Below are 13,652 nucleotides of genomic sequence, written 5' to 3'. Positions count from 1 at the left end.
GGGTTTTAGGGGTTGGGAATTATAAATTATGAATTATAAATTATGAATTGGGGGTTGGGGAGATGGGGAGCAGAGGAGCAGGGAGCGAGAAGCGGGGAGAATAAATAAAAATAATCTCCTGACTCCTGAATCCTGTCTCCTGAATCCTGACTCCTATACTCTAACTGCTAATTGTTCGCGGTAAAGAGAGAGCATTTCGGGGATAACTTGATTGAGATTGCCGGCGCCGAGGAACAGGGCTAGATCCCCTGGTTGGAGAATTTCTAGCAGGAATTGACCTAAAGAACTCAATTCAGGGTGATAGTAGGCGTTTTTATGGTGTTTTCTCACCTGTTCGACCACTTGCTGCCCCGTGACGTGATTGATATTCACTTCCCCGGCACTATAAATATCGGTTAAGACTACCACATCGGCGGAACTGAAAGCGGAGCCGAATTCCTCTAAAAAGGCAGTGGTGCGACTGTAGCGATGGGGTTGGAAAACGGCGATCGAACGTTGGTACTGTTTGCCTTCTACCTTTAATTTTGCCGCCGCTAACGTGGCCAACAATTCGCTAGGATGATGGGCATAATCATCGATAAAAGTGATGCCGTTTGCCTCTCCCTTGTGTTCAAAACGGCGTTTTGCCCCGGCAAAAGTAGCGATCGCATCGGCAATAACGGCAAATTCTAAACCGAGATAACGTCCGATGGCCACCACTGCCAAAGCATTACTGATATTATGTTGCCCGGGGATTTTCACTTCCATTTGTCCCAGATAACTGCCTTTTTCCCAGACGGAAGCTTTCATCATTCCCTGTTCATAGATAATCTCGCTGACGGTGTAATCGGCACCTTTTTCGGGATCGAGACTATAACTGATTGTCGGACGGAAATGCTCGGCGATCGTGTCACAATCTAAACAAGCGACTAAAATCTGGCACTGATGGGCGAATTCATGGAAAGTATCGATAACTTCGCTTAAATTATGGTAATGATCTGGGTGATCTAGCTCAATATTAGTGATTACGCCGATTTTCGGGGCGTGCTTGGTTAGGGAACCATCGGACTCATCGGCCTCTGCCACTAAAAAACGACCTTGACCAAGACGAGCGTTACCTTCCCAAGCGTCCACCTCACCACCGACAATGATCGTGGGATCTAATCCCGCTTCTAACAAAACGTAACCGATTAGGCTGCTAGTGGTGGTTTTGCCGTGGGTGCCAGCGACGGCGATACTGTCGTAATCAGCGATTAAAGCCGCTAAAACGTCGCTACGGTGAAAAATTGGGTATCCTAAGTCTCTGGCCGCTTGATATTCCTTGTTATGGTCATTAATCGCCGTGGAGCAGATTACTTGCGGAACTGTTTGGCTACTGTTTTGAGGGCCAGGAGAATGAAATAAAGCTAAATTATTTGCCTCTTGACGGTGGAAAATCTGCGCTCCCGCTCCCTGTAGCCGTTGGGTGATATGAGTAGGACGTAAATCGGAGCCAGACACGGGTAAATTGCGTTTGGCTAAGATATAAGCGAGGGCTGACATCCCAATACCGCCAATACCGATAAAATGGAAAGGTTGGCCGTTAAAATTAACTTTTTTCACTGTTTTCACTCCTCAAACCCACGATTATATAAGTTTTAAACTCGATCGGTAGTAAAGTCAACTTCATGATAGGGGCATTTGAGCAGAATTCCAAAATGTTGCCCAGTCACCTTGCAAAATCCTTGACGCAGAATTAAATTTTTTTCTCCCAATTCCTTTTTTTACCGAGCTTTGCCAAACGTCCCAAAAATCGGTAAAACCCTATACCCCACAGGCTGCCCCCACGAACCTAATTAGGGCAGCCATTCCAGTAAAATTCCCACGGAGCTATCTTTACGAGCGCGGGAATTTTGGGCTTGAATATCGGCGGCTAAACGTAAATTAGAGGTAATCGCATAACCAACCGAAAGAGTAGTCAATCCCACCTCGTTATCACCACCGGGGGAGATAAAACTCTGACTGACGGTGATATCTGCCGCCCCCGTGCGAGAAAGGGCTAATTTGAGCTTTAATCCTAAGTTAAGCCCATCGGTGCTGTAATTTCCCGTTTGAATGTAACGATAGCCCACCATAGGAGCTAGATTGACATAATCACCCACAGGGAGGAGATAGTATTGTAAATTTGCTCCTATTGCCGTCCTTTTGCCGTTAAAAACCGTCTGATAATCGCCGCTTAGGGTTAAACTGGTTTGACCGAAAAACACATCTTCTACCCCCAAAATCACGCCACTGGAATTATCGCTAGAAGGAAACTCTGCATATCCCAAGCGGATACGCGTGCGAAAACTGGGATCGCGGCGAATATCTTCGGCGATATCGGGTATTTTTTCTAACCAACGCTCTAAAACCGGGCTTTCTTGCCGAATTTTCGGATCTAAGTCTAAATCCGTTTCTGCCCACACAGCACCACTCGCCCCCCATAATAAACTAAGAGCGATCGCATTTACAGAACAGCAAGAGAGCTTAAACATGATCTGCATTATAATCAAAAAAGATTCAGATTCCCCGCTATTCTTGAGAGGACGGGGGGCAGTAGGAGCACCAATAGTGGTTAGAATATTAAAACTTTCGCAATTAAGTAGCGCGGAACGGGCAAAACTTCAGAAAAGAGCCGAGTTAGATATTGATAACGCCCTCAAAGTCGCTCAAACGGTCATAGAAACCATCCGCGAACGGGGAGATGCCGGCGTTGTGGACTATGTGCGGCGTTTTGACTACGAGGGTGCGACGGTAGAAAATATCAAAGTCAGCGAGGCAGAATTTGAGCGGGCTTTTCATTTAATTGAACCGGAAGTAAAAACTGCCATTGAACAGGCTTTCCGGAATATTCAAGAGGTACATCGTCGCCAAATGCCGGAAGAAACACTACTGGCAGAAATTGAAACCGGTGTCTTTGCCGGCGAAAAAATCTCTCCTATCCCCAATGTGGGTTTATACGTTCCCCGGGGCCGCGGTGCTTTTCCTTCGATGATGTTAATGTTAGCCATACCGGCAATGGTGGCAGGAGTGGAAAGAGTGGTGGTTTGCACTCCCCCCGATAAACAGGGCAACGTGGAGCCGGTTTCTCTGGTGGCGGCACGCATGGCTGGAGTCAGAGAAATTTATAAGTTAGGGGGCGTACAAGCGATCGCCGCTTTGGCTTTGGGAACAAAAAATATCAAAAGGGTTGACAAAATTACCGGTCCGTGCAGCGTCTATGGGGCGGCGGCCAAGCGGTTACTGTTCGGTACTGTGGATGTGGGTTTGCCGGCAGGTCCAAGTGAGTCGATAGTTTTGGCCGATGAGTCCACCGATGCCCGTTTAGCGGCCTTGGATTTATTAATTGAAGCGGAACACGGGGCGGATTCGGCGGCTTTATTAGTCACCCACTGTGAAGATTTGGCGATCGCTGCTAGTGAATATGCACAGGAATACCTGCAAAAACTCCCGGATTGGCGACGGGAATTCTGTGAGGCGGGTTTAGCCGCCTATGGGGGCATAATTTTAACCGATAGTTTGCAGCAATCCCTCGATTTTGTCAATGAGTACGCCCCAGAACATCTAGAGGTTTTAGTTAGTAATCCTTTTGCCATTCTGGGCAAGATTAAAAATGCTGGCGAAATTCTCCTGGGAAATCATACTCCTTCCTCTATGGCTACCTACGCCATCGGAGTCAATGCTGTGCTGCCGACAGGAAGTTTTGCCCGTTCCTATTCGGCGGTTTCGGTTTATGATTTTCTCAAGCGCTCCACTTTGGCTTATGTCACCCCTGAAGGCTTTGAAAAGTTAAAAGAAACCACGAAAACTTTAGCCGAGTACGAAGGTTTTCCCGCCCATAAATTAGCAATTCAACACAGGGAAATTTTACTCTAAATAGGGTTTGCGGCAAAAAGTTTTCAGGGAAAAAGTGCCTAAATTTCCCCCCGATCACTCCCATATCCAGTACTTTTTGATTGACAAAAGGTCTAAAAGTCTTACCCAAAAAGGTTTTTAGATTTATTCAGCAAGCTCTAAATACAGGGAATAGGAAACAGGGAATAACTCTGATTTATTATCCTGTCTCCTATCTGGTACTATGATAAGAGCAGAGAATCAGGCAAGCATTTTATGAAAAAAGTAATTGTTATTTTAATTCTGGGTTTTCTGAGCGAACAAATATCAATAAAATCACCAATTTCTGGCAATCAAACCCTCAATAATTTAGCCGTAGCTAACAACAATAATCGTCCCACTCCCCAGAAAAAACCTAGTCCTTCTCCACAGTTTCGGTGCGATGGTAGAACTCACTGTTCCCAGATGACCTCCTGTGCAGAAGCGACTTTTTTCTTGAGAAATTGCCCCAATGTCAAAATGGATGGAGACGGTGATGGAGTTCCCTGTGAAAGTCAATGGTGTGGAAAAAAATCCTCAGAAAAATGTTGGGAAAGTTTTCCAGATAACTAATTTTGTTTCCTCACCCCAATTCTCTTACTTAAAGAATCGGGGTAAAAACAATCAAGAAGCAGTAATCACGGGAGAATTAAGATATTGATAATTCCAGTCCGATTGTTGCCAAACGCGACCATCAAGGGCAATTTGTTCGATTAAACTAGCTAATCGTAAAGCTTTTAAAGCTTGTTCCCCACCGACAGAAGGTTGGTCCCCACCGCGCACACAATGAACAAAATGTTCTAATTCCGCGTGTAGAGGTTCAATATTGCTGGTATAAACCTTTTCAATTAAACCATCTTGACGGTAGAGAACTTGACCGTAATCGGTGCTATAGTTAGCGGTGGTTTGCCGGTGAATGAGGATTTCATTATTGAGAAAATCCGCTTCCGTGAGAGAATTTTTACAGTGGGCCGCTAAACGGCGAATCTTGCGATGAGTCACCTTACTAGCGGTTAAATTAGCCACCACTCCATTACTAAAACCAAGGGTTGCAGTGACATAATCGAGATAACCGGAATCAGTGGCAGCGCGACTACCACTAGCGGTTAATTTCACCACGGGAGCGGCGACTAATTCTAAAATTAAATCTATATCGTGGATCATTAAATCTAACACCACCGACACATCATTAGCGCGTTGGGAATAGGGACTCATGCGATGGGATTCAATCGCTAAAATCTCCTCGGTTTTCAAGACCTTCGATAACTCTTGGAAAGCGGGATTAAAACGCTCGATATGACCCACTTGCAGAATACAATCGTGATCGGCTGCTGCGTTGACTAAAGATTCCGCTTCACTAATACTAGCGGCGATCGGTTTCTCGATCAAGGTATGTACTCCCGCTTGCAGACAGTCCATCCCGACTCGATGGTGTAACCGCGTGGGGACAGCGAGACAAACCGCATCTACCCTAGGTAAGAGATCTAAATAATTTTCAAAAAAACGGACTCGGTATTTACTGGCAGTTTCCAGACCCTTTTCGACGTTGACATCGGCCACCCCGACGAATTCCACGTCTTTTAATAAACTCAGGATGCGACTATGGTGTTGTCCCATGTTACCGACCCCGATAATCCCGACTTTAATCGGTTTGAGTTGATTTCTGTTACCCGGAAAGTTTGCTGGTTGATTGGACATGAATTTTAGACTCCTGTGTTCACACTCCCCACACCACTTGATTAAATTAATCAAGCTGATTTTGTCGATTAATTACCAAGATGGTATCATGGTTATCCAGATTCTGACACGATGTCGGTGTCAATGGGGGTTCTGAGAAGATTTTCTGATTTCATCTGCGGGTTTTTACCTATAATGTCGGCTTGAAGGAACCCTCGGTTTCACCTCGGAGATGAAAAGCTGACCAGCATACAACAGCGAAGCACGACTAAGAATAACTCTAATCTATAGTTGCCAATTTAATTTTAGTATGCTAGAGTAGTTTGCGTGGTAGGTCGATAACGCAAAATGTTTGTTTTAGAGTACAAGCTTAGAGGAAAACCATCTCAATATCAAGCCATTGATGAGGCTATTCGGACAGTACAGTTTGTTCGGAATAAATGTCTTAGATATTGGGAAGACAATAAAGGTGTAGGACAAAAGGATGTATATAAATATGTCACTCAATTAAGAAGTGAATACCCTTTTGTTCAAGACCTTAACTCTACAGCTTGTCAACAGGCTTGCGAACGGACTTGGACTGCTATTCTTAGGTTCTATAACAATTGCAAGAACCAAATCGCTGGTAAGAAAGGATATCCTAAGTACTCTAAACGTACTCATTCTGTTGAGTTTAAAAAGTCAGGTTGGAAACTTAATCGAAATTCCAAGAGAATAACTTTCACTGATGGAAAAAACATTGGGGAGTTAAAACTAATTGGTAGTCGAGACTTGTTTTATTTTCAAGAATGGCAAATTCAACGGTTGAGAATAGTTAAAAGGGCTGATGGATATTATTGCCAGTTAATGCTAAAACTCGATGCTAGAGATATAACCCCACAATTAGAATCGACGGGTCATTGCCTAGGATTAGATATGGGGTTAAAATATCTTTATGCTGACAGCAACGGGAATACAGTAGAGCCTCCTAAGTATTATCGAAAAGCCGAGAAGCGTCTTAATAAACTGAATAGAAGAAAGTCGAAAAAGTTTAAGAGAGGACAAAAGCAGTCTAATAACTACAAAAAAGCTAGTCAAAAATACGCCAAGGGACACTTAAAAGTAAGTAGGCAACGAGAAGAGTTTGCTAAAAAATTGGCACTCCGTTTAATTCAGTCAAACGACTTGATAGCTTACGAAGATTTAAAAGTCAAAAACCTTGTGCGTAATCAAAAACTAGCCAAGAGTATCAATGATGCTGGTTGGTCACAATTGAGAAAATGGATTGAGTATTTTGGCATTAAATACGGCAGATTAACTATTGCAGTTAATCCCGCCTATACCAGTCAAGAATGCCTTAATTGTGGTCGGTTAGTCAAAAAGTCTCTATCAGTTAGAACTCATGTTTGTTCCTGCGGATATGTGGAAGATAGAGACAAAATGGCGGCATTAAATATACTCAAAAAAGCTACGATAGGGCATATCGGAAGCTGGTCGTCAGACCTAAACGCTTGGGGAGATTTAAGCTCTATTTTGGTTGGTAGAAATACCTGCTAAGACAACTTGAGTCAGTGAACCAAGAATCCCTCGCTTTTAGCGACGGGAGTGTCAATCCCACATGCTTATCAAAACATCGTCCCTGAGTAGCGAGGACTACATTCGGCTAAATTTTAACTATGGACAATTCAACGGATTTTAACTCCTTACGGGGATTAAGTGTTTTTTTGCTAGGAATGATGGGATCTGGCAAATCCACCCTGGGAGAGTTGCTTTCCCGACGTTTACAATATCGTTTTTTTGATACAGATATATTAATAGAAAGGGTCGCGGGAAAGAAAATCAGGGAAATTTTTGTCGACGAGGGAGAAGCGACTTTTCGGGAGTTAGAAACCCAAGTTTTAGCCGAATTATCCTCTCTGACTAAAACTGTGATTGCCACCGGGGGAGGGATGGTTTTAAAACCGATGAATTGGAGTTATCTTCGTCACGGTTTAATGATTTGGTTAGATGTTCCTCTAGAAGTCTTGGTTAAACGTTTAAAACAAGATACCTCTCGTCCCTTGCTTCAGTCCACTGATTTAGAAAGTAAACTGGAATTATTATTAGAACAAAGACGAGGACTTTATGCAGAAGCAGATATTAGGATTGTTGTTTCTGACCTAGATACACCTGCTCATATCGTTGAGAAAATTTTAACAGCAATACCGACGGTAATTAAAGATTTTCATCCAGAAAGGGATAATAACTAATGATAGCAGCTTCAATTTTTGATTTACCTGAACTAATTCCCGACCGAGAAATTCTGGAAATTTTAGCTCAAAGTCAAGCTATTCGTCTAGAAAGAATTATTTCCACCGGTCAAACCACTCCCCGGGGTCAATGGTACGATCAATCTGAGTTTGAATGGGTGATTTTATTACAGGGATTCGCTGAGATTAGTTATGAAGATGGCAGCCAATTTAATCTGCAAGCGGGGGATTATCTGCTGATTCCTCCTCACCAAAAACATCGCGTCGAATTTACTAGCAATAATCCCCCTTGTATTTGGTTAGCTATCCATTATCGCTAGTAAAATATAGTTCCTGACTATTGCCAGCGATCGAATAAATCGGTTAAAACGATATTAGAAAACAAAAAACCTTCGGGGTCGCTTAATCTTACCCTGGTATCCCCCTCAATTATTACTAGATTACGCTGTTTATGCGGCTCTAAGACCTCTAAAATTGCTTTTTTGATTTCCGGGCCAAAATTAGCTTCAATCGCGGGTAAACTCACCCCTGACCCTAACCTTAACCCTAGCATTAAGGTTTCGAGAAGATCATCAATAAAACTATTTTTCTCCACGTCAATCTGACAGCCTTCTTTTACCCAAGCGAAATAGTCGCGACTTTTGCGCGGACGGGTAAAACGTTGTTGATGAAGATAACTAGCAGCCCCCATACCAAAACCGTAATAGGGACGATTTTCCCAGTAAACTCGATTATGTCGGCATTGATAACCCGGTTTGGCATAGTTAGAAATCTCGTAATGTTGATAACCGGCTAAAGCTAGTTTTTCACCGGCTAAAACATACATTTTCGCCGTAGTTTCATCATCGGGTAAGGGTTTTTTTCCCGGTTGATACTGTTTACCGAAAGGAGTAACCGCTTCTAAGACCAAATCGTAACAGGAAAGATGGGCCGGTTGCAGTTCGATCGCTTTTTCTAGGGAATTTTCCCAATCTGTGAGGGTTTGTTGTGGCAATCCCGAAATCAAATCCAAACTATAGTTAACTATTCCCAATCCCTGAATTAATTCCACTGCCTGATAGATATCCTTAACGGTATGCGATCGACCAGAAACCTGTAATAATGGTTCTTGAAAAGCCTGTACTCCTAAACTAACCCGATTGACTCCCGCGCTAAGATAACCCTGTAATTGTTCTAAACTAAAGGTAGCCGGATCAATCTCCATAGAAATCTCTATATCGGCCGCAAAATCAAACTTTTTGGCTAAAGTATCCAGAATTGATCCTAATAATTCCGCCGGTAACAGGGAAGGAGTCCCCCCCCCAAAAAAAATTGTTTCTAGGGGTTTCCCCGTCCCCTGACTAAGACTAATTTCTTCTTGTAATATTTCCACATACTCCACCACAGGGGGAAAAGTCGCCGGATTGGTGCGATTACCAAGGACAAAAATCGGGAAATCACAGTAAAAACAGCGCCGACGGCAAAAGGGAATATGAATATAAACCGAGGTTACGGGGTGAAAATAGGGCATTATATGAGGAAAAAGGAAAAAAGGGAGTGTGGGGTGTGGGGTGTGGGGTGTGGGGTGTGGGGAGAATAAAGCTGCCTCCTGCCTCCTGCCTCCTACTGTAATTTCGTTTATCTTCGTTAAGATGTATTATGGCTGGGGAGAACATCTCCTAGAATGGAGGCAACTTTCCCGACACAAATTAGGAGAAACCCACAGATATAATAGAAAAGCATCCATACTCATTATTTTTCTATCATCATTCCCCCCTATCCTCTCTGGTATTATCCCCATGCTTGATGCTGTCATAATTTTACTATTCGTCTTCGCTGTTGCCAGTATTGGTTATAGTGGTGTTGACTTGCTGCCGGTTACTGTCCAGTCGCAAATCAGCAATATTGAAGCGTTACGCTGGTTATCGGCGGGTTTTGCCTCAATTATTGGTTTAGCTCTTGGTTTAGTTGCCCAAACTACCTATCGTCGTCTAGAAACCCAAGTAAGGCAAACTCCGATCGAAGTTATTTTAACCCGTTCGGTCGGTCTAGTTATCGGTTTGTTAATTGCTAATCTGATCCTGGCCCCGATTTTCTTCCTACCGATTCCCAGAGAATTCTCGTTTATTAAGCCGATAATCGCCATTTTAGGCAGTATTATGTTTTCCTATCTGGGGGTTAGTTTAGCTGATACCCACGGTCGCACTTTTTTGCGTCTGATTAACCCCAATAGTATGGAATCAATTTTAGTGGCAGAAGGAACCCTGCAAGCGGCCGCCACCAAAGTTGTGGACACCAGTTGTATTATCGATGGTCGTATCGAACAATTGTTAGACACGGGATTTATCGAGGGACAGATACTCATCCCCCAATTTATCCTTCAGGAATTGCAACAGTTAGCGGATGGCAGTAACGACCAAAAACGAGTCAGAGGAAGACGCGGATTAGATATCTTAAACCGGATGCAGCAAGAATTCCCTGATCGCATTATCATTCATCCGGCCGATTATGAGGATATTAGCACCGTAGATGCTAAATTGGTCCATCTTGCCCAAGAAATTAACGCCACCTTGCTCACGAACGATTATAATCTCAGTAAAGTGGCCAATCTGCAAAAAGTCACCATCTTGAATGTCAACGATCTCGCCCAAGCAGTACGCCCGATCTACTTACCCGGGGATACTTTGGATCTGAAAATTCTCAAAGCAGGAAAAGAACCCACCCAAGGCATCGGTTATCTGGAAGATGGCACGATGGTGGTGGTAGAAGAAGGAAAAGATTATCTGGGGGGAGAATTGCGGGTAGTGGTGACATCTGCACTGCAAACCTCGGCCGGCCGGATGATTTTTGCTAAACCCCAAAATTCCCTGATTGCCTAAAGGTAATAAAACCGAAAAAATCCTCAAATACAAGGCCGGAGGGGATTGTATTTGAGGAATTTCATTTTTTAAGGGAAGTTAAGTCACTAATCGAACTATCTAGGGTCTGCTGAAAAAGTTTTTCCTAGGGGCAGGGTGTAGGGTGTAGGGTGTGGGGTGTGGGGTTTTACCCATTTTCAGGTGGTCAATTACCTAATTTTCAGGGAAAAAGTCCAGGAATTTTCCCCCCAATCACTCCAAAGGTCGGCACTTTTTGAGGGAAAAAAAGTCTAAAAACCTTGTTGGACAAGGTTTTTAGATTTATTCAGCAAACCCTATCTAGCCAATTGATACCTAATTAAGCTGGTTTATTGATTACAGCCATGGACTGACGAGCAAAACCGAAATAACTATCCCAGAATTGTTTCTGACTATCGAGGGCAACTTTGGTGGCGGTTTCTTGGGCGGTTAGGTAGGATTTCACCCATTCTTGTTGATATTCGAGGGATTTAACCAAAGTTTCTGGAAACTCAAACACTGGTGTAGTCGTGGGAAGACCATTACCCCAAGCGGACAGAAGCATTTTCTGCCATTCGGCTAGGTATTTTTGGTATTCCTCAAGATAATTGGTGTTCATAGAAGTCAAACCGCTAACTAGCCCATCTGGAAGGAGATGGTGAGAAAGTGGGGCGGTGTTGCCACCTTCTCGAAAGCAAAAACCGTGACGAGATAAAATATAATATTCTATCCCTTCCTTATATTATAACCTGAGTTTGCGATCAGCCCCAATCTTCATGCGATCGCCCTAGGCTGGCCCTATTTTTTTGGTGACTCGGAACTAACGCTAAAATAATCCTACTCTAGCCATTTTCTCCCAACTATGATCGATCGCCCTATTCATGTAATTGGTGGAGGATTAGCGGGGACTGAGGCGGCGTGGCAGATAGCCCAAGCAGGTATTCCCGTGATCCTGTACGAAATGCGCCCAATTCGCTCTAGTCCCGCCCACCATAGCCAATTTTTAGCCGAATTAGTCTGTAGTAACTCCTTTGGTGCCATGGCGGTGGATCGCGCCACCGGGTTACTCCATGAAGAATTACGACGCTTAAATTCTCTAGTTATTGCTCAGGCCGATCAGCACAGTGTCCCCGCAGGAGGGGCTTTAGCGGTTGATCGGGGGGTCTTTAGTCGAAATTTGACGGAAATCTTGGCTAACCACCCTCTAGTCACCTTAAAACGTCAGGAGATCACGGAAATTCCCCGGGATGGTATCGTCGTTTTAACCACTGGACCCTTAACCAGTGCTGCCTTGGCCGCAGATCTGCAAAATTTTGCCGGCCTGGACTATCTGAGCTTTTTTGATGCCGCTAGTCCGATTATTCTAGGGGAATCTATTGATCAATCGATCGCTTTTCTGGCCTCCCGTTACGATAAAGGTGAGGCTGCCTATCTCAATTGTCCCATGGATCGGGAACAATACCTGCATTTCTGGCAAGAGTTAAAACAGGCAGAACAAGCAGAATTGAAGGATTTTGAGCGAGAAAATGCCAAATTTTTCGAGGCTTGTCTGCCAATCGAAGAATTAGCCAGTCGGGGAGAGGATACCATGCGTTTTGGTCCCCTGAAACCGGTGGGATTAGCGGATCCCAGATATCCAGATCAACGTCCCTACGCAGTTATACAGTTGCGAATGGAAGATAAAGCGGGGCAATTGTGGAATATGGTGGGATTTCAAACTAATTTAAAATGGGGTGAACAAACACGGGTTTTCCGTCTGATTCCGGGGTTAGAAAAGGCCGAATTTGTCCGCATGGGGGTGATGCACAAAAACACCTTTATCAATTCTCCCCAGTTATTATCCTCCAGTCTCCAGTTTAAATCGCGACCGACGCTATTAGCGGCAGGACAGTTAATCGGCACGGAAGGCTATACGGCTGCGGCTGCTGGGGGATGGTTAGCGGGAACTAATGCCGCTCGTTTAGCTTTAGGATTAGAAACGGTGACATTGCCAACCACAACGATGATGGGGTCATTATTTGAGTTTATCAGCAGTGCCGAACCGAAACATTTTCAACCGATGCCGCCAAATTTTGGCATTTTGCCGAATTTTACCAGAAAAATCCGCAATAAACGGGAACGTTACGGTCAATATGCCGATCGCTCTTTGCAGGATTTAGAAGCATGGTGGAATCAGCTAAAAACTCCCTGTCTCGTCTAACTGTCAATCGCTAATCGATCGCCCATAATAGAGAAGGAACCTATTTCTTTCTCTATCGCTATGCCAAACCCCGATTTTTTCCCTCCCCAATCCTACAGTCAAGAGGATGTGCAGGAAATTCTCTATTTGGCTATCTCCCGTCAAGGGGATAAGGGAGAAATTACCCGTCAACAGTTGTTAGAAATTGCCGACGATTTGGCTATTGAAGTTAAAGACTTAGAAGCGGCGGAAAAGGACTGGCAAGAGTCAAAAATGCTCAGTTATAAGCGGCAAGAATTCGATCGCTTTCGTCGCGAGGAGCTAAAAAATAAAACTGTTCGCTATCTGATTATTAATAGTTTTTTTATTATCATTAATTTAATTAGTGCGGGAACAATTTCTTGGGCAATTTATCTGCTTTTGCTGATGGGTTTACCTCTTTCTCTCTCGGCTTGGAAAACTTTCCAAAATCAAGGAATTGCCTACGAAGAGGCATTTAAACGCTGGAAAATTAAGGAGGAAATGAAAGAGTCTTTTACCAATCTTTGGACACAAGTTAAAAAGTTTTTACAGTTTTAATACTGTTGCCAAATTAAGCCTTTTTTGTTTTTGTGAACCACAGAGACACAAAGTACACAAAGTTGAGCTTTGCACTACTACTTAAGTAGCTGGTTATAATTAAATTAAAAATGAATTTTAGGTTCGATCCCCCCTGCCCCCCTTAATAAGCTATCCATTAGTCACATCTTTCTTAACATAAAATTTGACAAAAAGAGAAAAGTGTGCTAGATGGCTCAAGGGGGTTCTATGGGGGAACTAATTTGATGAGATAGTTTCCAAGTC

Annotated in this window: 13 protein-coding genes; 8 read left to right on the top strand and 5 right to left on the bottom strand. The window is 43.7% G+C overall.

Going from position 1 to position 13,652, the window contains the following annotated elements:
- Positions 1-153: 153 nt before the first annotated feature.
- Positions 154-1,581 (bottom strand): UDP-N-acetylmuramate--L-alanine ligase, encoded by a 1,428-nt coding sequence (gene murC / locus LW728_RS16790; protein WP_287670396.1) that lies wholly within the window; start codon positions 1,579-1,581, stop codon positions 154-156.
- A gap of 233 nt (positions 1,582-1,814) precedes the next feature.
- Positions 1,815-2,501: a hypothetical protein gene (locus tag LW728_RS16785; protein ID WP_002803262.1), complete on the bottom strand. Its 687-nt coding sequence runs from the start codon at positions 2,499-2,501 to the stop codon at positions 1,815-1,817.
- A gap of 67 nt (positions 2,502-2,568) precedes the next feature.
- On the opposite strand from LW728_RS16785, the gene hisD reads away from it, so the two are divergent.
- Together hisD and LW728_RS16775 are read left to right on the top strand one after the other, a co-directional pair.
- Positions 2,569-3,873 carry a histidinol dehydrogenase gene (gene hisD / locus LW728_RS16780; protein WP_287767350.1) on the top strand — a complete coding sequence of 435 codons (1,305 nt, stop codon included), beginning with the start codon at positions 2,569-2,571 and terminating at the stop codon, positions 3,871-3,873.
- 234 nt (positions 3,874-4,107) lie between these two features.
- Complete coding sequence (locus LW728_RS16775) at positions 4,108-4,443, top strand: excalibur calcium-binding domain-containing protein (protein WP_045358342.1); 336 nt, start codon at positions 4,108-4,110, stop codon at positions 4,441-4,443.
- A 51-nt stretch (positions 4,444-4,494) separates the two neighbouring features.
- Here the strand turns inward: LW728_RS16775 and LW728_RS16770 are convergent, their stop codons facing one another.
- Positions 4,495-5,568, bottom strand: a complete 1,074-nt coding sequence (locus LW728_RS16770) for a Gfo/Idh/MocA family protein (protein WP_002803270.1) — start codon at positions 5,566-5,568, stop codon at positions 4,495-4,497.
- Between the two features lie 327 nt (positions 5,569-5,895).
- On the opposite strand from LW728_RS16770, the gene LW728_RS16765 reads away from it, so the two are divergent.
- The 3 genes from LW728_RS16765 to LW728_RS16755 all read left to right on the top strand — a co-directional run bounded on the left by LW728_RS16765 (position 5,896) and on the right by LW728_RS16755 (position 8,095).
- Positions 5,896-7,083, top strand: coding sequence for an RNA-guided endonuclease InsQ/TnpB family protein (locus LW728_RS16765; protein ID WP_287671489.1), 1,188 nt, complete (start codon positions 5,896-5,898; stop codon positions 7,081-7,083).
- Positions 7,084-7,202: 119 nt separating this feature from the next.
- A complete protein-coding gene (locus LW728_RS16760) occupies positions 7,203-7,775 on the top strand; it encodes a shikimate kinase (RefSeq protein ID WP_002803272.1) in 573 nt (190 codons plus the stop codon).
- Positions 7,775-8,095 (top strand): cupin domain-containing protein, encoded by a 321-nt coding sequence (locus LW728_RS16755; protein WP_287671492.1) that lies wholly within the window; start codon positions 7,775-7,777, stop codon positions 8,093-8,095. The genes LW728_RS16760 and LW728_RS16755 overlap by 1 nt, the downstream gene beginning before the upstream one ends.
- 17 nt (positions 8,096-8,112) lie before the next feature.
- Here the strand turns inward: LW728_RS16755 and hemW are convergent, their stop codons facing one another.
- Complete coding sequence (hemW, locus tag LW728_RS16750) at positions 8,113-9,285, bottom strand: radical SAM family heme chaperone HemW (protein WP_287671494.1); 1,173 nt, start codon at positions 9,283-9,285, stop codon at positions 8,113-8,115.
- A 268-nt stretch (positions 9,286-9,553) separates the two neighbouring features.
- Between hemW and LW728_RS16745 the strand changes: the two genes are divergently transcribed.
- The gene (locus LW728_RS16745; protein ID WP_043998032.1) at positions 9,554-10,633 is read left to right on the top strand and encodes a PIN/TRAM domain-containing protein; all 1,080 of its coding nucleotides are present in this window, start codon (positions 9,554-9,556) and stop codon (positions 10,631-10,633) included.
- A 337-nt stretch (positions 10,634-10,970) separates the two neighbouring features.
- Here LW728_RS16745 and LW728_RS16740 read toward each other — a convergent pair whose 3' ends face one another.
- Positions 10,971-11,249, bottom strand: a complete 279-nt coding sequence (locus LW728_RS16740) for a hypothetical protein (protein WP_002736942.1) — start codon at positions 11,247-11,249, stop codon at positions 10,971-10,973.
- 243 nt (positions 11,250-11,492) lie between these two features.
- Between LW728_RS16740 and trmFO the strand changes: the two genes are divergently transcribed.
- Together trmFO and LW728_RS16730 are read left to right on the top strand one after the other, a co-directional pair.
- Positions 11,493-12,830 (top strand): FADH(2)-oxidizing methylenetetrahydrofolate--tRNA-(uracil(54)-C(5))-methyltransferase TrmFO, encoded by a 1,338-nt coding sequence (gene trmFO, locus LW728_RS16735; RefSeq protein ID WP_002803278.1) that lies wholly within the window; start codon positions 11,493-11,495, stop codon positions 12,828-12,830.
- A gap of 60 nt (positions 12,831-12,890) precedes the next feature.
- Positions 12,891-13,388, top strand: a complete 498-nt coding sequence (locus LW728_RS16730) for a 2TM domain-containing protein (RefSeq protein WP_002781713.1) — start codon at positions 12,891-12,893, stop codon at positions 13,386-13,388.
- The last annotated feature ends 264 nt before the right edge of the window (positions 13,389-13,652 follow it).

This window comes from Microcystis sp. 49638_E5 (assembly GCF_021300285.1).
Lineage (GTDB): Bacteria > Cyanobacteriota > Cyanobacteriia > Cyanobacteriales > Microcystaceae > Microcystis > Microcystis aeruginosa_C.
This window is presented reverse-complemented; position numbering and strand designations above follow the sequence as displayed.